24 protein-coding genes are annotated in these 18266 nt (G+C 62.7%); 16 read left to right on the top strand and 8 right to left on the bottom strand.

Going from position 1 to position 18266, the window contains the following annotated elements; genetic code table 11:
• Positions 1 to 97: 97 nt before the first annotated feature.
• Positions 98 to 844, bottom strand: coding sequence for a 3-oxoacyl-ACP reductase family protein (locus NKI06_RS15675; RefSeq protein ID WP_023734707.1), 747 nt, complete (start codon positions 842 to 844; stop codon positions 98 to 100).
• A gap of 97 nt (positions 845 to 941) precedes the next feature.
• On the opposite strand from NKI06_RS15675, the gene NKI06_RS15670 reads away from it, so the two are divergent.
• Positions 942 to 1550: a TetR/AcrR family transcriptional regulator gene (locus tag NKI06_RS15670; RefSeq protein WP_023710494.1), complete on the top strand. Its 609-nt coding sequence runs from the start codon at positions 942 to 944 to the stop codon at positions 1548 to 1550.
• Between the two features lie 62 nt (positions 1551 to 1612).
• The gene (locus tag NKI06_RS15665; protein ID WP_023690747.1) at positions 1613 to 2011 is read left to right on the top strand and encodes a rhodanese-like domain-containing protein; all 399 of its coding nucleotides are present in this window, start codon (positions 1613 to 1615) and stop codon (positions 2009 to 2011) included.
• A 45-nt stretch (positions 2012 to 2056) separates the two neighbouring features.
• Here NKI06_RS15665 and NKI06_RS15660 read toward each other — a convergent pair whose 3' ends face one another.
• Positions 2057 to 2965 carry an alpha/beta hydrolase gene (locus NKI06_RS15660; protein ID WP_352597224.1) on the bottom strand — a complete coding sequence of 303 codons (909 nt, stop codon included), beginning with the start codon at positions 2963 to 2965 and terminating at the stop codon, positions 2057 to 2059.
• A 48-nt stretch (positions 2966 to 3013) separates the two neighbouring features.
• Between NKI06_RS15660 and NKI06_RS15655 the strand changes: the two genes are divergently transcribed.
• Positions 3014 to 3466: a MarR family winged helix-turn-helix transcriptional regulator gene (locus tag NKI06_RS15655; RefSeq protein ID WP_023668997.1), complete on the top strand. Its 453-nt coding sequence runs from the start codon at positions 3014 to 3016 to the stop codon at positions 3464 to 3466.
• Positions 3467 to 3492: 26 nt separating this feature from the next.
• Here NKI06_RS15655 and NKI06_RS15650 read toward each other — a convergent pair whose 3' ends face one another.
• Together NKI06_RS15650 and NKI06_RS15645 are read right to left on the bottom strand one after the other, a co-directional pair.
• Complete coding sequence (locus NKI06_RS15650) at positions 3493 to 4104, bottom strand: pyridoxamine 5'-phosphate oxidase family protein (protein WP_023726591.1); 612 nt, start codon at positions 4102 to 4104, stop codon at positions 3493 to 3495.
• A gap of 64 nt (positions 4105 to 4168) precedes the next feature.
• Positions 4169 to 4522, bottom strand: coding sequence for a gamma-butyrobetaine hydroxylase family protein (locus NKI06_RS15645; RefSeq protein ID WP_023668999.1), 354 nt, complete (start codon positions 4520 to 4522; stop codon positions 4169 to 4171).
• A 198-nt stretch (positions 4523 to 4720) separates the two neighbouring features.
• Between NKI06_RS15645 and moaA the strand changes: the two genes are divergently transcribed.
• From moaA to NKI06_RS15585, 12 genes are all read left to right on the top strand, one after another.
• Positions 4721 to 5716: a GTP 3',8-cyclase MoaA gene (gene moaA, locus NKI06_RS15640; RefSeq protein ID WP_031195678.1), complete on the top strand. Its 996-nt coding sequence runs from the start codon at positions 4721 to 4723 to the stop codon at positions 5714 to 5716.
• A gap of 52 nt (positions 5717 to 5768) precedes the next feature.
• The gene (locus NKI06_RS15635; protein WP_023820731.1) at positions 5769 to 6269 is read left to right on the top strand and encodes a hypothetical protein; all 501 of its coding nucleotides are present in this window, start codon (positions 5769 to 5771) and stop codon (positions 6267 to 6269) included.
• A 96-nt stretch (positions 6270 to 6365) separates the two neighbouring features.
• Positions 6366 to 6722, top strand: coding sequence for a hypothetical protein (locus NKI06_RS15630; protein ID WP_023750703.1), 357 nt, complete (start codon positions 6366 to 6368; stop codon positions 6720 to 6722).
• Positions 6723 to 6950: 228 nt separating this feature from the next.
• The gene (locus NKI06_RS15625; RefSeq protein ID WP_352512086.1) at positions 6951 to 7871 is read left to right on the top strand and encodes a DMT family transporter; all 921 of its coding nucleotides are present in this window, start codon (positions 6951 to 6953) and stop codon (positions 7869 to 7871) included.
• A 7-nt stretch (positions 7872 to 7878) separates the two neighbouring features.
• Positions 7879 to 8511 (top strand): molybdenum cofactor guanylyltransferase MobA, encoded by a 633-nt coding sequence (mobA, locus tag NKI06_RS15620; RefSeq protein WP_352597222.1) that lies wholly within the window; start codon positions 7879 to 7881, stop codon positions 8509 to 8511.
• Positions 8508 to 9011, top strand: a complete 504-nt coding sequence (gene mobB, locus NKI06_RS15615; RefSeq protein ID WP_023714210.1) for a molybdopterin-guanine dinucleotide biosynthesis protein B — start codon at positions 8508 to 8510, stop codon at positions 9009 to 9011. The genes mobA and mobB overlap by 4 nt, the downstream gene beginning before the upstream one ends.
• A gap of 317 nt (positions 9012 to 9328) precedes the next feature.
• A complete protein-coding gene (locus NKI06_RS15610; RefSeq protein WP_023688509.1) occupies positions 9329 to 10114 on the top strand; it encodes an ABC transporter substrate-binding protein in 786 nt (261 codons plus the stop codon).
• Positions 10115 to 10188: 74 nt separating this feature from the next.
• Positions 10189 to 10905 (top strand): ABC transporter permease, encoded by a 717-nt coding sequence (locus NKI06_RS15605; RefSeq protein WP_023669007.1) that lies wholly within the window; start codon positions 10189 to 10191, stop codon positions 10903 to 10905.
• Positions 10902 to 11732 (top strand): ABC transporter permease, encoded by an 831-nt coding sequence (locus NKI06_RS15600; protein ID WP_023688511.1) that lies wholly within the window; start codon positions 10902 to 10904, stop codon positions 11730 to 11732. The genes NKI06_RS15605 and NKI06_RS15600 overlap by 4 nt, the downstream gene beginning before the upstream one ends.
• Before the next feature lie 103 nt (positions 11733 to 11835).
• A complete protein-coding gene (locus NKI06_RS15595) occupies positions 11836 to 12705 on the top strand; it encodes an NAD(P)-dependent oxidoreductase (protein ID WP_023690739.1) in 870 nt (289 codons plus the stop codon).
• Between the two features lie 9 nt (positions 12706 to 12714).
• Positions 12715 to 13419: a DNA alkylation repair protein gene (locus tag NKI06_RS15590; RefSeq protein WP_352745866.1), complete on the top strand. Its 705-nt coding sequence runs from the start codon at positions 12715 to 12717 to the stop codon at positions 13417 to 13419.
• A gap of 102 nt (positions 13420 to 13521) precedes the next feature.
• On the top strand, positions 13522 to 14091 hold the full coding sequence (locus tag NKI06_RS15585; RefSeq protein ID WP_352986097.1) for a DUF3299 domain-containing protein: 570 nt from the start codon (positions 13522 to 13524) through the stop codon (positions 14089 to 14091).
• Between the two features lie 48 nt (positions 14092 to 14139).
• Here the strand turns inward: NKI06_RS15585 and NKI06_RS15580 are convergent, their stop codons facing one another.
• From NKI06_RS15580 to NKI06_RS15565, 4 genes are all read right to left on the bottom strand, one after another.
• On the bottom strand, positions 14140 to 14631 hold the full coding sequence (locus NKI06_RS15580) for an Lrp/AsnC family transcriptional regulator (protein ID WP_023669013.1): 492 nt from the start codon (positions 14629 to 14631) through the stop codon (positions 14140 to 14142).
• A gap of 143 nt (positions 14632 to 14774) precedes the next feature.
• Complete coding sequence (locus NKI06_RS15575) at positions 14775 to 15392, bottom strand: uracil-DNA glycosylase family protein (protein ID WP_023755281.1); 618 nt, start codon at positions 15390 to 15392, stop codon at positions 14775 to 14777.
• Positions 15392 to 16003 carry a glutathione S-transferase gene (locus tag NKI06_RS15570; RefSeq protein ID WP_023708349.1) on the bottom strand — a complete coding sequence of 204 codons (612 nt, stop codon included), beginning with the start codon at positions 16001 to 16003 and terminating at the stop codon, positions 15392 to 15394. Before NKI06_RS15570 ends, NKI06_RS15575 begins: the two co-directional genes overlap by 1 nt.
• 23 nt (positions 16004 to 16026) lie before the next feature.
• Positions 16027 to 16665 (bottom strand): thermonuclease family protein, encoded by a 639-nt coding sequence (locus NKI06_RS15565; RefSeq protein WP_352986096.1) that lies wholly within the window; start codon positions 16663 to 16665, stop codon positions 16027 to 16029.
• Between the two features lie 75 nt (positions 16666 to 16740).
• Between NKI06_RS15565 and NKI06_RS15560 the strand changes: the two genes are divergently transcribed.
• Positions 16741 to 18264 (top strand): sensor histidine kinase, encoded by a 1524-nt coding sequence (locus tag NKI06_RS15560; RefSeq protein WP_352986095.1) that lies wholly within the window; start codon positions 16741 to 16743, stop codon positions 18262 to 18264.
• Positions 18265 to 18266: the final 2 nt, after the last annotated feature.

Below are 18266 nucleotides of genomic sequence, written 5' to 3'. Positions count from 1 at the left end.
TCCATAAATTTCCGCAGGCCTGTTGCAGACCGGTTTCACAACATCGGGACGGGTGGCGCGGCGGGGCCGCCCCAGACCGGTCAAAGCGGCCGCTGCTTCAGGCGTTGGCGCCACCGTCGATGGTGAGCGCGGCGCCGGTGACGAAGCGCCCTTCCGGACCGGCGAGCCAGGCAACCATGCCGGCGATCTCGTCAGCCTTGCCGAAGCGGGGCGTCGCCATCTTCCGCCGCTGGTGTTCGGCATGCGGGCCTTGGGCCGGGTTCATGTCGGTGTCGGTCGAACCGGGATGAACGACGTTGGCGGTGATGCCGCGCGGACCGAGGTCTCGCGCCAGCGCCTTGGTCAGGCCGACCAGCGCAGCCTTGCTGGTCGAATAGGCGCTGAGGCTGGTGTCGGTGACGCGCTCGGCCAGATTGCTGCCGATCGAAATGATGCGGCCGCCCTCGCCCATGTGAGCCGCTGCCGCCTTCGAGGCCACGAACGGCGCTCTCAGATTGACCTCAATGGTCTCGTCAAAGTCGGCCAGCGACATCTGTTCGATGGGCGCCGCGCGCCAGATGCCGGCGCTGTTGACCAGGATGTCGAGCCGGCCGAAGGCATTCACCGCCTCGGTGACCGAATTTTCGATGGCGGCAGCGTCGCGATTGTCGGCTTGGATGGCGATCGCGCGACCACCTGCCGCTATAATCTCGGCGACGACAGCTTGGGCCGGCGCCGCACTGTTGACATAGGTGATGGCGACGTCGGCGCCATCGGCCGCGAGCCGCTTGGCAATCGCAGCACCAATGCCGCGGCTGCCGCCGGTGACGAGTGCTGCCTTGCCGTTCAATCCGTTCGCTGACATGTCATGCTCCTTTATATAACGATCGATACATAAATCTGGCAACCTTGCCTCGCGACGTCAAGTGAATTATGTATCGGTCAACACAGAAAAGATCATCATGCCGGAAAGAGGCCGTCCCCGCACCTTCGATCGAACCGCCGCCTTGCGGCAGGCGATGGAGCTGTTCTGGGCCAAAGGCTATGAGGGCACCTCGATCGCCGACCTGACCGCGGCGATGGGGATCAGCTCGCCCAGCCTCTATGCCGCCTTCGGCAGCAAGGAGGCGCTGTTTCTGGAAGCGACCGAGTATTACACCCGCAACGAAGGCACCGAGATCTGGAGCGCGCTGGACGAAGCGCCGACGGCATGCCAGGCGATCGAGAATTTCCTGCGCCAGACGGCAAAAGCGTACTCTCAGGACGACCGCCCGCAGGGCTGTCTCATCGCGCTGGGCGCACTGCACCAGGATTCAAGCAGCGGCGCGATCTGCGATGATTTGCGCCGCCGCCGCGCCGAAAACCACACCCTCTTGCTGAGACGGCTGGAACGCGGTGTGGCGGAAGGCGAATTGCCGGCGGGCTTCGACAGCAACGCGGCGGCGACCTTCTATGCGACGGTCCAGCACGGCATGTCGATCCAGGCCCGCGACGGCGCCTCGTGCGAAGCGCTGATGGCCACAGTGGCCGGAGCGATGGCGGCGTGGCAGGGGCTGGTCGGAACAGCGTGACAAAGCGCGGAGCTTGTGCTGGAAATCCAGTCGGCGGCGAAATGCGCCGGGAGGGATCATCCGTGAAAAAAGGGTATCGCGAGTTGCTCGACGAGGCCAATGCCGAGATCGAGGTGGTCTCGCCCGAGGAAGCGGCCGGGCTGCTCGACGACGAGGACACCATCTTCGTCGACCTGCGCGATCCACGCGAGATCGAGCGGGACGGCCAGATCCCCGGCGCCAAACATGTCACTCGCGGCATGCTGGAATTCTGGATCGATCCCGAAAGCCCCTACCACAAGCCGTTCTTTGCCTCGGGCAAGAGCTTCGTCTTCTTTTGCGCCGGCGGCTGGCGCTCGGCGCTGGCCACCAAGACGGCGCAGGATATGGGGCTGTCGCCGGTCAAGCACATCCTTGGCGGCTATACCGCCTGGAAGTCGGCCGGATTGCCCGTCGAGCCGGGCGGCAAGAAGAACGGTTAGCTCACCGCTCCGGCGTTGTCGGAGTCGACAATACACCCATTGGAATCAATGCAGTATCGGCTCGCGCTCGTTTTTGACAAAGGTGACGGCGCGTTCGATGACACCTTTGTCAGCGAGAATGCGACGGTGGCCGAGCCCATCGGCCCAGTGCAGCCGCACATGGCTGCCGGCGCCGGCGTAGCGCCTGGCATGGTCGGCCGGAACTTCGCGATCGTCCGGCGCATGGATGACCAGCGTCGGCACCGGCGCTTCGGCCAATTGGCGGTCGCCGGTGAATTCGTGCAGCGGCCGGCCCGACAACCTTTTCACCTGATCGGCCATGGAAACCTGCGAACGCGGGCCGACGTTGAGCATGCGGCTGAAGTCGGCGAAGATCGCCGGCAGGGAACTTGGCGCGGCCACCAGCACCAGCCGCTCGGCCGCCACTGGGTGGATACCCCTGATCGAACCGGCAATGGCATTGGCGGCGACGGCGCCACCGAAGGAATGGCCGACGATCGCCTTGAACGGACCGAACCATTCGCTGGCGACCCTGACCGCCTCGACCGCATTGACCATGTTGAGATGCCGGCCCAGCGACTGGCCATGGCCCGGCAGGTCGAGCGAGGCGACCCGGTAGCCCACATCGCGAAAACCTTCGATCAGAGCGCGCATATATTCCGTGCGCGAACGCCAGCCATGGACGACCAGCACCGTGCCGGCGGACGCCCTGCCCGGCTCGGGCCGGAATTCGTGCACCATGACGCAGCCGGCCTTGGTCGTCAGCCGATGATGGCGCGCCTCGGCCATGAAGCCGGCGGCGCGGTCGACCGCACGCCGCTCGCCGTCGCTGAGCGCCTTCACGCTCGGCGTGCGGCAGAACAGTTCGAAGGCCGCGCGCCCGCTAAGACGCGGCGCCACAAGCTCGGCCGCGCCGAACACGCCCCGGATGACCTTCAGTCCAAATGATGCCATAGTGGCGATCCATCCATTCCGTTCAAGCATGAACATAATAGTTCAAACATGAACATTAAACAAGAGCTGCCCTGGGACAACCCGCGCTTTCGCAACTGGGTCGCGGTGGCGCGCGCCTGCCATGTGCTGGAGCGTGCGCTGGCGGTAAAGCTGGCGCCGCTGGATCTCAAGCCGGCGCAGCTCGACGTGCTGATGAACCTCTATCGCCATCCCGGCATGTCGCAGCACGATCTCGCCCGCAAACTGCTGGTCGGCCGCTCCAACATCACCATGCTGTTGCCGCAGCTCGAGGCGCGCGGCCTGCTGCGCCGCGAAGGCGATGAGAAGGACAAACGCGTGCTGCGGCTGACGCTTACCGAGGCCGGCACGGAGCTTTTGATGAAGGCGCTGAAGGTGCATATGGCGCTGATCGAAAAGGCGATGAGCCAGTCGACAGCGGAACAGTGCGATATGATCGGCGAACAGATGCGCAAGATCTATGACGTGCTGAAGGATACCTGAGCCGTTCGATCCACGCGCCTCCCACCTCACCACATCGTCTTCTTCGCCCGCTCCGGCCATTCCTTGTCGTAAGTACCGGCATCGATATTCTTGCGGCTGGTGACTTCCAGGATTGTTCCGGGTGTCGGCAGCGATTTCGGGTCGACGTGCTTTGCCGGGTTCCACAGCTCCGAGCGAACGATGGCGCGGGCGCACTGGAAATAGACCGAATCGACATCGACCACGGTGACCGAGCGCGCCGGCTTGCCTTCGACGGCGAAGGAGGCGCAAAGCGCGGCGTCGGTGGCGATGCGGGCGCGGCCGTTGACGCGCAGCGTCGTGCCCGAACCCGGCACAAGAAACAGCAGCCCGACGCGAGGATCGCGGATGATGTTCTTAAGCGAATCGGCGCGGTTGTTGCCGCGTCGGTCCGGCATCATCAGCGTTCTCGGGTCATGCATGCGCACAAAGCCGGCGAGATCGCCGCGCGGCGAACAGTCCAGCCCTTCCGGCCCGCTCGTCGCCAGAGCGACAAAAGGCGAGGCTTCGATGAAGGCGGCATATTCGGGAATGACGTGGTCGAGTTCCTTGATCGTCGACGCTTCGCCGGGCAGGCCGTAGAGGGCTTCGAGCTGTTCGACCGTGGTGATGTCAGACATTTTCCCGTCTCCGAACCTTTGCCGGCGTTACCCCCAGTCAATGACGTTTTGCGGACAGTGCCGACTAGCGGTCGCGGCTCAGTCCCTTCTCCTGGAGCTCGGCGAGATAGGCATTCCAGCGCGCGTCCTTTTCGTGGCCAAGCGTGTGCAGGTAATTCCAGGTGAAGATGCCGGTGTCGTGAAAATCGTCGAAGGTGATGCGCACGGCGTAGTTGCCGACCGGCTCGATCTTGAGGATGGCCACGTTGCGCTTGCCGGGAACCGTCACCCGCTGGTCCGGCGAATGGCCCTGCACCTCGGCCGAGGGTGAAGCGACGCGCAGCAGTTCGGCCGGCAGTTCGAACGGCCGATGATCGGGAAAGGTGACGGACAGCAGTTTTCTGTCCTTCGAGACCCTGAGTTCCTTCGGCGCCGTCATTGTTCTGCATCCCGTCAATCCGCCCTTCCCTACGCTGCTTCGCGCGAGCGGAAAAGGCCATTTGGACCCGGCCGACACCGGATGTCGGCCAGGGAATGTCACCAAAGATCGAGAGCGGCTATCTTGAATGGCGGGTTGGATCGTATCACATAGCCGTATATAACGGCGCCACTCGCAGCATTGGAAACGCTTGAACGCATGGACATGATCGATCCCTTCGGTCGCACGATCAGCTACTTGCGCGTGTCGGTCACCGACCGCTGCGATTTCCGCTGCACCTATTGCATGGCCGAGGACATGGCGTTCCTGCCCAAGAAGGACCTGCTGTCGCTCGAGGAACTCGACCGGCTCTGCACCGTCTTCATCGAAAAGGGCGTGCGCAAACTGCGCCTCACCGGCGGCGAGCCGCTGGTGCGCAAGAACATCATGCATCTGGTGCGGCAGCTGTCGCGGCACCTGAAGAGCGGCGCGCTGGAAGAGTTGACGCTGACCACCAATGGCTCGCAGCTGTCGCGCTTTGCCGCTGAGCTTGCCGATTGCGGTGTCGAGCGCATCAATGTCTCGCTCGACACGCTCGATGCCGACAAGTTCCACGCCATCACCCGCTGGGGCCATCTCGGCAAGGTCATGCAAGGCATCGATGCCGCGCAGGCGGCGGGGCTGAAGGTGAAGCTCAACGCCGTTGCGCTGAAGGACTTCAACGACGCCGAACTGCCGGAGATGATGCGCTGGGCACATGGCCGCGGCATGGACTTGACCGTCATCGAAACCATGCCGATGGGCGAGATCGACGCCGACCGCACCGACCAGTATCTGCCGCTGTCGCTGCTGCGCGCTTCGCTCGAGCGCCAGTTCACGCTGAGCGACATCCCCTACAAGACCGGCGGTCCGGCCCGCTACGTCCATGTCGCAGAGACCGGCGGCAGGCTGGGCTTCATCACGCCGATGACGCATAATTTCTGCGAAAGCTGCAACCGCGTGCGGCTGACCTGCACCGGCACGCTCTATATGTGCCTGGGTCAGGAGGATGCCGCCGACCTGCGCGCGCCGTTGCGTGCGTCCGAAGGCAACGAACTGGTCGCTGCTGCCATCGACGAAGCGATCGGCCGCAAGCCGAAGGGCCATGATTTCATCATCGACCGCCGCACCAGCCGCCCGTCGGTGTCGAGACATATGAGCGTCACCGGCGGCTGATTTTCTCCGCGATTGGTGCAGAATGCTTCCGTTGGAAGCGAGGGGGATTTCCATGCAGCGTGTTTGCCAAACCGGGCTGTCAGCGCTGGTCGTGGCCCTATCATTGGCGACCACAGTGGCGCTCGCAAAGCCGTTCACCTACATCAATGCGCGCTATGGCACGGTGTGCACGTTCCCGAGCCAGATTTTCAGCAAGCCGATGCCTGAGTCCCTCAATGGCGACGGTCGAAAATGGCTTAGCCCCGATGGTGCGAGCTTGTCCTGTTACGGCGGATACAAGCTGACGGAAGATACGCCCGACAGTCTGGTTGAAAAGGAAAAAGCCGACCCTGACTCTGGGGAAAAGGTCACTTACAGCAAAACCGGTAAGAACTGGGCAGTGGTCTCAGGCACCAAAGGCGACAAGATCTTCTATACCCGAATCGTCTTCGAAAAGGAGGATGCAATCCATACAGTCTGGATCGAATATCCCGCCTCGCTCAAGGCCAAGTACGACCCACTGGTCGGCGCTATCGGCGACAGCCTGCATGGGGCTGAGCAACACTGGGAATAAATCGCTCTCGACGCTGCAAACCCGATTTACCGCCATCGCGTTCCGCCCTAAATTTCGGCCTATAGCGGCTCGTCGCTCGGTTTGAGGGAATACGACATGCGCACATTCTTACTTTCTCTTGCAATGCTTGGGTTTGCCGCCGCGCCGGCAGCAGCACAGTCCATCGGTGGCAGCTACACCGTTGCGGGCACCAATTTCGACGGCTCGAAATATGGCGGCCAAGCCACCATCACGCTGACCAGCGAGACCACCTGCACCATCCATTGGGAGACCGGCGGATCATCGTCGGACGGCATCTGCATGCGCAACGACGATGCCTTCTCCGCCGGCTATGTCATGGGCAAGGAAATCGGTCTCGTCGTCTACAAGGTAGAAGATGACGGCTCGCTGCACGGCCTGTGGACCATCGCCGGTAAGAACGGCAGCGGCACCGAGGTGCTGACGCCGAAATGAGCCTGCCGGTCATCCGGCCAGCCCTCTCAGGGATTTCTATGGGCCACGGGTGAAAATCCGTGGCCTATTTCTTTGACGTTGCTGTCTTGCCGCCGGCTGCTACAGGCTTGGGCGGTTCACCGTTTCGCCGAAACGTCGAACCGCTTTATTCTTTGTTTTCACGCAATTCCGGACGGAAAACCGTTTCACACTTTTCCTGGAATTGCTCTTGCAAAACCGGTAACGCCCTTGCCTCTTTCCCCAAACATTCGCGGCGCGCTGTGCATGATGGTGGCCATGATCGGCTTCACCCTCAACGACGCCATCACCAAGTTCTCGTCGGAATCGATGAACATGGCGCAGGTGATGCTGGTGCGCGGCGCCTTTGCGTCGCTGCTCGTCGGCCTGCTCGCCTGGCAGCAAGGCGCGCTCGCGCGACCGAGGTCGATGCTGCAGCCGCTGGTAGCGCTTCGCGTGGTCGCCGAGGCCGGCGCCACCGTCGCCTTCCTTGTGGCATTAGCGCATCTGCCGATCGCCAATGTCTCGGCGGTGCTGCAGGCGCTGCCGCTGGCGGTGACGATGGGGGCGGCACTCGTATTCAGCGAAGCGGTCGGCTGGCGGCGCTGGCTGGCGATCGCGGTCGGCTTTGGCGGCGTGCTGATCATCGTGCGGCCAGGCTTCGAAGGCTTCAGCGTCTATTCGCTGTACGCACTCGTCAGCGTCGCCTGTTGCGCAGTACGTGACCTCGCCACCAAGCGCATCCCGAGGGCTATCCCGACCTTGCTGGTGTCGACGGCAACGGCAATCGCCATGACCATCGTCGGCGCCGTGCTGCTGTCGCCGATGGGCGGCTGGACGCCGATGTCCGGCAAAGGCACGGCACTTTTGGCATTGGCGGCGGTGCTGGTGCTGATCGGCTACCAGTTCATCATCATGGCAATGCGGGCCGGCGACATCTCCTTCATTGCGCCATTCCGCTACACCGCCCTCTTTTGGTCGATGCTGCTTGGCCTCATCATCTTCGGCGATGTCCCCGACCTGCCGATGATCTTCGGCTCCGCCATCATCATCGGCTCCGGCCTCTACGCGCTCTATCGCGAGCGGGTCGTTGGCCGGCAGAAACCCGCAGCCGAAAGCGCTGGACCCGACATGGCGCCGGACGGCATATAGCTTGGCCATGAGCCAAGACATTGCAGGAATTATCCTGGCCGGAGGCCTGTCACGGCGCATGGGCGGCGGCGACAAGACTTTGCTGGCGCTTGGCGGGCGTCCGCTTCTCGACCATGTCGTTGCCCGCCTGGCGCCGCAGGTCGGATCGCTGGCGCTTAGCGCCAATGGTGACCCGGCGCGCTTCGCCGCGGCCGGTCTTCCGGTTCTCGCCGATATGGTCGAAGGCTATGCCGGACCGCTTGCCGGAATCCTCACCGGCCTCGAATGGGCGGCAGCGAATACCGCTTTCAAGGCATTGGCGACGGCCGCCGGCGACACCCCGTTCCTGCCGGTGGACCTGGTCGTGAGGCTGGCTGCGGCTGTTGACGAGCGACCAGGCTCGATTGCGGTTGCCAGTTCCGGCGGCCGGCAGCATCCGACCTTCGCGCTGTGGCCGCTCGGGCTGCGTGAGGCCTTGCGTCATTTCCTGATCGACGAGGACAACAGGCGCGTCTCCGCCTTCATCGAGCGGCACGACTGTGTCGAAGTGGAATTTCCGTTGCTGGCCCACGGCAGTGACGAGATCGACCCGTTCTTCAACATCAACACACCGCACGACCTTGCGGTGGCCGAGCGTCTGTTGCAGAGCATCGGCCCATGAACATCTTCGGCATCACCGGCTGGAAGAATTCCGGCAAGACCACACTGACCGAGAAGCTGGTCACAGAGCTCGTCCGGCGCGGCTGGACGGTGTCGACGGTCAAACACGCCCATCATGAGTTCGACATCGACAAGCCTGGCGCCGACAGCTTTCGCCACCGCCAGGCGGGCGCCACCGAAGTCGCGGTGGTGTCGGGCAAACGCTGGGCGCTGATGCATGAATTGCGCGGTGAGGACGAGCCGACGCTGGAGACGGTCCTGTCGCGGCTGGCCCCGTGCGACATCGTGCTGGTCGAAGGCTACAAGCGCGAGGCGCACAAAAAGATCGAGACCCGGCGGCGGGAGGCCAAGGACCGCTCGCCGCTGTCGGCCAACGACGGACATATCGTGGCGATTGCCGCCGACTTCGCGGTTACCGGCGAAAGCCTGCCTGTGTTCGATCTCGACGACTCGGGAGGGATAGCCGACTTCATCGAGCGCATGACCGGCCTCAAACCTTGAGGCCCCTGCCCTCGCCCGGGTCAGCCGCCCTCTTCAGCCGTTGCATTGTCTAAGCGCGTCGCGCCTGAACGGCCTCATGCGACGCTTCAGGTTGTTTTATTTATGCATGTCGTTGTCCCAAAACCGCTGCGCACTTTTGGGCGACATGCATTAACCCGGCGTCGGCATTGGCTGGACCCGCAAATCCCGCAAGCAACGGTTTTGCAGTTGCTTTTCTCCCGAAAACAGTGGGAGTATCGCGCCAGCGGGCGGTCAAAAGCACCGCCCCACAGAGCCGTTCCGGAACGACGGCCGGGAGCCATAAAGAGAGGACTATCATGCGTATTGCACTGCGTATCGCGCTCGCCGCATCGGCTGCGCTGCTGACGCTCGGCGTCGCCCAGGCTCAGGAAACGACCCTGAGAATCGGCACCGAAGGCGCCTACCCCCCATTCAACAACCTGACCTCCGACGGCCAGCTCGTGGGCTTCGACATCGACATCGCCAAGGCGCTCTGCGACGAGATGAAGGTCAAGTGCACCTTCGTCGCCCAGGATTGGGACGGCATCATTCCGGCCCTGCAGGCCGGCAAGTTCGACGCCATCGTCGCCTCGATGTCGATCACGCCGGAGCGCGCCGAGAAGGTCGACTTCACCCACAAATACTACAACACGCCGTCGGCGATCGCGGTACCCAAGGATTCGACCCTCAAGGGCGTGACCAAGGAAGACCTGGCCGGCAAGACCATCGGCGTCGCAACCACCACGACGCATTTCAATTATGCCTCGAAAACCTATACGGACAGCACGGTCAAGGGCTATCCGAGCAGCCCCGAAGAGCAGGCCGATCTCGCCAATGGCCGTCTCGACGCGATCGAGGACGATATCGTCGTGTTGCAACAGTTCCTGGATTCGCCTGATGGCGCCTGCTGCAAGATTCTCGGCCAGCCTTCGCCGCAGCCGGTCGATATCTTTGGACCGGGCGCCGGCATCGCCGTGCGCAAGGGCGAGACGGATCTGGTCAACAAGTTGAACAGCGCCATCGACGCAATCCGCGCCAACGGAAAGTACAAGGAAATCAACGACAAGTACTTCAAGTTCGACGTCTTCGGCGCCGAGTCCTGATCGTCTGAACAAGGCGGCAGGGGAAGTTTCCTCCTGCCGCCTTGGCCTGACAGAAGTGGAGACAAGACCCGTCAATGCCAAGCCAGAACATATGGATACTTCTCACTTGGGGACCCGATGGCTGGATTGACGATATTGCCTATGGCGCACTGGTCACCATTGCGCTCGCGCTGGCGACACTGCCGATCGGCCTGACGATCGGCTTTTTCGTGGCCTGGGCGAAACAATCCGAAGAGCCATCGCTTCGCGTGGCTGCCAACATCTACACCACGGTGTTTCGCGGACTGCCGGAACTGGTGACGCTTTTCCTGTTCTTCTTCGGCATGCCGATCCTCTTGCAGTATGTCATCCGTCTGTTCAGGCCGGAAGCGACGGTCGATGTCGACAGCTTCCTCGCCGGCATGATCGTGCTGTCGCTGATCTTTTCGTCCTATTCCAGCGAAGTCTTCCTTTCGGCCTTTCGCGCCATTCCGAAGGGCCAGTATGAGGGCGGCTATGCGATCGGGCTGTCGAAATGGCAGACGATGCGCAAGGTGATCCTGCCGCAGCTGCTGCGCATCGCCTTCCCCGGCCTTGAGAATTGCTGGCTGAGCCTGCTCAAGGACACGGCCCTGGTGTCGGTCGTCAACCTGGCTGAAACCCTGCGCAACGCCGGCGTGGCGGCCCGTGTCACCAAACATTCCTTCCTGTTCTACAGCGTCGCGGCGATGGTGTTCCTTATCCTTGCCATCCTGTCGTCGATCGCCACCGGCTTCATCCTGCGTTCGCTCGGGAGGAGGGAGGCACGATGAGCGTCGTGACGCGCGCCGCCGTCGACATCGAGAAGCCACCACCACGGGCGCGAGGCTGGCCGCGGGCCCGTATCGTCGGCTACGCGCTGGTCGGCTTCTGGATCCTGTTCGGCATCGGCATCGCCGTCTATCTGGTTTACGCCTGGAATGGCGAATTCTTCGCCAGATACGCGCCGGCCTATCTGCAGGGCTTGGGAACCACGCTTGCGCTGGTGGCCATCTCGATGGTGCTCGGCGCGCTTTTTTCGCTGCCCGTCACCTATGCCCGCATGTCGAAGAACCGCTATCTGTCCGTCCTGGCCTATTGCTACGTCTACTTCTTCCGCGGCACGCCGCTGCTGGTCCAGGTCTATCTCGTCTATTACGGCCTGGGCTCGTTCCGGGTGCAGCTCGAATCCGTCGGACTGTGGTGGTTCTTCCGCGACGCCTTCAATTGCGGTGTGTTCGCCTTCGCGCTCAACACCGCCGCCTACCAGGCCGAGATCCTGCGCGGCGCCATAGAAAGTGTTCCGAGGGGCCAATGGGAGGGCGCTGCTTCGCTCGGCCTGCACAAATTGCAGACGCTGCGCAAGGTCATCCTGCCGCAGGCGTTTATCGTCGCGCTCCGGCCCTACGGCAATGAACTCGTCCTGATGATCAAGGCCTCCGCCATCGTTGCCATCATCACAGTCTATGATTTGATGGGCAACGCGAAGCTGGCCTACGCCAAGTCCTTCGACTTCCAGGCCTATGTCTGGGTCGCCATCGTCTATCTGGTGATGGTCGAGATCCTGCGCCACGGCGTCGAATGGATCGAGCGACGGATCACCATTCATCTGATCCGCTGAGCGTTCGGCTGTACCAGTCGATCGGCTCATGCGCGTCTTGACGAATGGCGCGTAGAGCCTAGAGCTGTCCAAGACAATTCCGTTCCGTCTGAAGGGCAAACCCATGGCATCTGTGGCATTTCTCGGTCTTGGCGTGATGGGCTATCCCATGGCCGGGCACCTCAGGAACAAAGGCGGCCACGACGTCACCGTCTACAACCGCACCGCGGCGAAGGCGGAACAATGGGTGGCCCAGCATGGCGGCAAGCTTGCTTTGACGCCGGCGGACGCCGCAGAGGGCCAGGATTTCGTCTTCTCCTGCGTCGGCAATGACGACGATCTGCGCTCGGTGACGACCGGGGCCGATGGCGCCTTCGCCGCGATGAAAAAAGGCTCCGTCTTCATCGACAACACCACCGCTTCGGCCGAAGTGGCGCGCGAACTGGCCGACGCCGCTGAAAAGGCCGGCTTTTCCTTCCTCGACGCGCCGGTTTCCGGCGGGCAGGCGGGCGCCGAGAACGGCGTGCTGACGGTGATGGTCGGCGGCGAGCAGGCTGCCTTCGACAAGGCCAGGCCGGTCATCGACGCCTTCGCCCGCATGGTCGGGCTGATGGGTCCGTCGGGCGCCGGCCAGCTCACGAAGATGATCAATCAGATCACCATTGCCGGGCTGGTTCAGGGACTGGCCGAAGGCATCCACTTCGGCAAGAAGGCCGGGCTCGACATCGAGAAGGTCATCGAGGTGATTTCCAAGGGCGCTGCCGGGTCCTGGCAGATGGAGAACCGACACAAGACGATGAATGCCGGCAAATACGATTTCGGCTTTGCCGTCGACTGGATGCGCAAGGATCTCGGCATCTGCCTCGATGAAGCCGACCGCAATGGCGCGCGACTGCCGGTGACCGCCCTTGTCGACCAGTTCTACAAGGATGTGCAAGCGATGGGCGGCAAGCGCTGGGATACGTCGTCCCTGCTGGCGCGACTGGAGAAGTAGGCGTTCGCAATGGCCGAGCTTTCGCCCCAATCGAGCGCCGATGAGATCGTCGCCCATTTGCGCTCGATCGGCTCGGAAGACAATCGCCGCGGCATGCTGCGCTACGGCATCAAGATCGAACGCGCGCTCGGCATCTCGCATGGCATGCAGCGGCAGATCGCCAAAAAGATCAAGCGCAACCACGAGCGTGCTTTCGAGCTTTGGCAGACCGGCATCATGGAGGCGCAGTTCATCGCTTCCGTCACGGCCGACCCGAAGCGCTTCTCAGCCGCGGATGCACGACAATGGGCCGCGTCCTTCGATTCCTGGGACATCGTCGACGGCGTCTCCGATCTCTTCGTCGACACGGACGCCTGGAAGGAGCTGATTGAAGAGTTCGCGGCGGACGAGCGCGAGTTCGTTCGACGCACGGCCTTCGCCATGATGGCGTGGTCCGTCGTGCACCGGAAGCAGGAGCCGGTGGCGACTTTCCTCGGCTTCCTGCCGATCATCGAAGCGCATGCCACCGACAGCCGCAATTTCGTGAAGAAGGCGGTAAACTGGGCGCTTCGTTCGATCGGCAAGCGATCGTTGGAGATGCACGGCGCTGCCCTTGCCGTGGCCGAACGACTGGCCCAGTCGGCCGACAAGACGGCGCGCTGGATTGGCAAGGACGCTGTCAGGGAACTCACCAATGCCAAGATCATCGAGCGGATCGCCGCCAGAAAAGGCTGACCTGGCAACCCGTTTGCCGACGCAACCTGGCCGCCGGCTCTCCCAGACATATGATGCGGCTCAAGCGTTGACGCAATTGGCCAGGACGTCTTTACTCGGCCTATGACCAAACATCTCCAATCGACCCTCGCGCTTGCAGCCGCGTTGTTGACAGCCGGTACCTTCGACGCCTCAGCGCAAACCGCGCATATCTTTTGGAAGGATCTCCGCCCTGCGACGCAGGCGGTGGCCGAAGATGCCGGCCTGCCGATGATTGCGGCAAAACTGCCCGATCGTGGCGAGACATTGTCGCTCAACCTGCAGGACAAGACCGTACAATTAGCCGGCTATGCATTGCCGGTCGACCGTGATGGCGATCTCGTCTACCAGTTCCTGCTGGTGCCGTGGACAGGCGCTTGCAGCCACATCACGACGCCGCCGCCCAACCAGATCGTGCTGGTGACGCCGGCCCGTCCCTACAAGATGTCGCAGGCCTATGAGTCGGTTGCCGTGACCGGCGCCTTGCGGCCCGGCTTGGAGAAGAGCCAGTTGTTCATTCTCGACGGCGTCAGCATCATCCAGTCCGGCTACACCGTACGCAAAGCCGATGTGGTGGCAGTCGACACGGTGCCGGACACGATCACGCTGCCGGTCAACTCGCCCTGGAGTTTCCTCAACAAAAAGAAAAACTAAGCGCCGCCGGCTTGTGCAGCGTCACCGCCCAGTCACGGACAACCGCGCTCAGGCCGCGTTGGCGCCGGATTCCTTGTCCAGCAGCATGTAGTCGAGCGGCATTTCGGTCGTGTACTTGATCTGCTCCATGGCGAAGGACGACGACACGTCGCGGATCTCGATCTTGGCGATCAGCCGCTTGTAGAAGGCGTCATAGGCGGCGATATCGGGCACCACGACGCGCAAGAGATAATCGACGTCGCCGCTCATGCGGTAGAATTCGACCACCTCGGGAAATTCCTGGATGACTTCCGAGAAACGCCGCAGCCATTCATGGCTGTGCGAATTGGTGCGGATCGACACGAAGACGGTGACGCGCACATTGACCTTTTCGTGGTCGAGAATGGCGACGCGCCGCTTGATGACTCCCTCTTCCTCCAGCTTCTGGATGCGGCGCCAGCACGGCGTCGTCGACAGGCCGACTTTCTTGGCGACATCGGCAACCGCGAGCGTCGCGTCCTCCTGCAGGAGGCGGAGAATTTTTCTGTCGAGGCGATCCATTGAGGTGCTCCTGGTGCAGGCCGCGTTCCCTCGGGCGCGACGCGCTTTGGGAATAGATTGGCTATACTCCCTCTTATTTCGACCTTTCACAAGAAAGAAATTCTGCCGGATGGCACAAAAGCGAGTGATATCTTGCTTAAAGTCTAATCTATGCGATAGCGGATTTCCGATCTCAGAAACGGCAGCAAATCCATTTCAAACCATGGATTCTGCTTCAGCCATCCTGAGTTGCGCCATGACGGGTGTGGCAGCGGCAGCACTTTCAGGCTGGCCGGCGCATCCCAGATGGTGCGCCAGTCCTTCACGGTTTCGGTCAGCGACGGCCGGCGCGTGGCGCCCATATGCCAGGATTGCGCGTAGGAGCCGATTGTCAAAACGAGGTCGATCTGCGGCATCAGCGCCATCAGCGGCGCGCGCCAGGCCAGCGCGCATTCTCGGCGCGGCGGCAGGTCGCCGCCCTTGGCGTCCTGGCCGGGGAAGCAGAACCCCATTGGCACGATGGCGAATTTATCCGTGTCGTAGAATTCCTCGCTTGTCACGCCCAGCCAGCTTCGCAAGCGGTGGCCGGACGCGTCGGTGAACGGCATGCCCGACAAATGCACCTTTGTGCCTGGCGCCTGGCCGGCGAGCAGGATGCGGGCGCTGGATGATGGCAGCAGCACCGGGCGCGGCTCGTGCGGCAGTGGCCTGCCGACTGGAGTGTCGACGCAGATGCGGCAGGCGCGGACCTTTGCCGTCAGGCGTTCGAGTTCCGCCTCCATCAGGCGGAAGCGCTCGGGCGACTGGAGACGGCACTGTACCAGCGCAGCACGTTTGTGCACTCGTCCGGCACTTTGATGCGCGCCGGTTTCATGAAATCCATGGCGATCATGCCGGTGATATCGGCGATCGAATAGGCGTCGCCGGCGGCGAATTCGCGGTTTGCCAGTTCGGGGTCGAGCAGTTTCAGGAATTCAACCGCTTTCGCCTTGTTGGCCTCGCCCCATTCGGGGATCTGCGGAATTTCCCATTCCTTCATCGCCGGATGGATGTGGCGAAAAGCCTGGGCGACGCAGCTGAGCAGATTGAACTCCATGCGCCTTTGCCACATCTCGACCTTGGCCTTGCCGAGCGCGCCTTGCCCGAACAGCGCCGGTTCGGGATGCAGTTCCTCGAAATAGCGGCATATGGCGACGGATTCGGTGAGGATGGTACCGTCGTCGAGCTCGAGCACCGGCAGCCGCTGCAGCGGGTTGCGCGACCTGACCGGCTCCTGCTTGTGCCCCATCGCACCCATGTCGACCGGCACCAGCGGCACTGCGATGCCCTTTTCGGCGAGGAAAACCCGCACGCGCCGCGGATTGGGGGCGCGGCCGCCGTCGAACAGTTTCATGCTTATCCTCCCGATCTGGTCCTTCAACTATAGTGCTCGTCACCAGACGCGAAACATCTCTCGCAAGGCGTCACCGACCGAAGCCAGCTGCCGTGCTTTCTTTCGAGCGGGCCGCCGTGGTGGCTTTCGCGCCAGTCTTGCGGCTCATCGAACGTGCCGGCCCAGATGCCAACCTTGCCGGCGCGGGCAATGGCCTGCTCGGCGTCGAAATCGCCATAGGCAATTGCCCAGCCGGCCTCAACCTGGGCCCGGTTGAGATCCTTTCCACCGGCCTTGCAATCGCCGAGCAGGCGGCCGTAGCGGTCGCGCTGCCAGCCGCTGCAGGTCACCGGATTTCCTGATATCAGCCGCACCAGCGCTTGGCGCGCCAGCCTGCCGCAGGCGTAGTCTGCGCCATCCCTACGGCAGATCTGCTGGTATTCCGGAGCGTCGATGCCGCGCATGCGGATACGTTCGGTGCCAAGAGTGAGTGAATCGCCATCGTTGACGATCGCCACCCCTTCCGCCTTGCGCGTCTCGAAACGGTCGAGGCGTGCGGCGAGCAGGATCAGCAGGCCGAGCAGAATGACCGTCAGCGCGTAATCCAGCAGCTTGCGCCACAGGCTTCGCGGCGGCGGCGGATAGTATCGCCGGCGCGGCCTTGGCGACCACGAACGGCTCATATGGCAAACAGTCTCTTAATCATTCGAACGTAGCTTAACGAATTGAGATCGCTGCGCGCATAAATCGAAGTTTCCATGCCTCTGCTACGCTCGAACACAGCGGATAAATTCATTGTGGACCGCCGGAAACCGCACCGCAACAGCGATGTGGCGCGCGCGGTGCGCAAGACGCGCGACCGTCTTTCGCAGCAGGTTGGCAATCTCGACTTCGACCGTGAACTGCTGAAGCTGCATGCCGGGACCATGGTGCGCGGCGCAGCCGTCATCCCACTGCTGGTGTTGGCGGTCGCGGCGGCCGGGCTGCTGGCCGGTGTGGACAAACAGATCAGCGTCTGGGCGCTGTTCACCCTGATCTGCTATTCGATCGTCGCCTTCATGGCGCGCCGCGTCGAGCGCACCGAAGCCGCCGAGCTCAATCCTGTTCACACCCGCAGGGATTTCCTGATCGGACATTCGCTGTGCGGCCTCGGCTGGGCGTGGTTCGCCTGGCTCGGCTGCGCCACCTGCCAGATCGACCAGTTCCAGGGCGCCAAGGCGGTGGTGCTGCTGCTGGCCATGGCGGCGACCGCTATCATGGCGTCGTCCTTGCGCGGCTCTCTGCTTGCCACCTTCGTCGTTCCGGTGGCGGTCTATGCCTATGCTGAAACGAAATTTTGGGTGCCGGTCGGGACGATCATGGTCGCCCTGCTGGTCGCGGCATTGCCGTTCCTTGCCTATATCGCGCGCCATCTCAACCGCTCGTCGCTGATACTTCTGTCCTTCCGCTCCGAAAAGGATGCGCTGCTCGCCGAGGTGGAGACCGCGAAATCGATGTCGGACGAAGCTCGTCGGCGGGCCGAAGACGCCAATCTGGCGAAGTCGCGCTTCCTTGCTTCGATGAGCCATGAGCTGAGGACGCCCCTCAACGCCATTCTCGGGTTTTCCGAGGTGATGGCCAATGAAGTGCTCGGGCCTATGAGCAACCCGACCTATCGCGACTATGCCCGCGACGTGCACGATTCCGGCCAGCATCTGCTCGACCTGATCAACGAAATCCTCGATCTGTCGCGCATCGAGGCCGGCCGCTATCAGCTCAACGAAGAGCCGGTGATGCTGCTCAACATCGCCGAAGATTGCTGCCACATGATGGAATTGAAGGCGCGCAACAAGGACATCCGCATCGTCCAGGATTTCGAAAGTGCCCTGCCGCGGCTGTTCGCCGACGAGCGCGCGGTGCGGCAGATAACGCTCAACCTCCTGTCCAACGCCATCAAATTCACCGCCACCGGCGGCGAAGTTCGCGTGCGCGTCGGCTGGACGGCGGGCGGCGGCCAGTACATTTCGGTCAAGGATAACGGGCCGGGCATACCGGAAGACGAAATCCCGATCGTGCTGTCCGCCTTCGGCCAGGGCTCGATCGCCATCAAGAGCGCCGAACAGGGCACCGGGCTCGGACTGCCGATCGTGCAGGGCCTGCTCGCCATGCATGGCGGCGAATTCGAACTTCAGTCGAAATTGCGCGAAGGCACCGAGGCAATCGCCATTTTCCCGCTCGCCCGAGTGATGGAGGAACTGCCGGCGCTGCCAACCAAGACCGTGGCGGCGGCCCGCCGACGTTGACA

Origin of the sequence: Mesorhizobium sp. M0772 (genome assembly GCF_040320135.1) — a bacterium.
Lineage (GTDB): Bacteria > Pseudomonadota > Alphaproteobacteria > Rhizobiales > Rhizobiaceae > Mesorhizobium.
The sequence above is the reverse complement of the archived record's forward strand: the minus strand, read 5'-3'. Positions and strand labels throughout refer to the sequence as shown.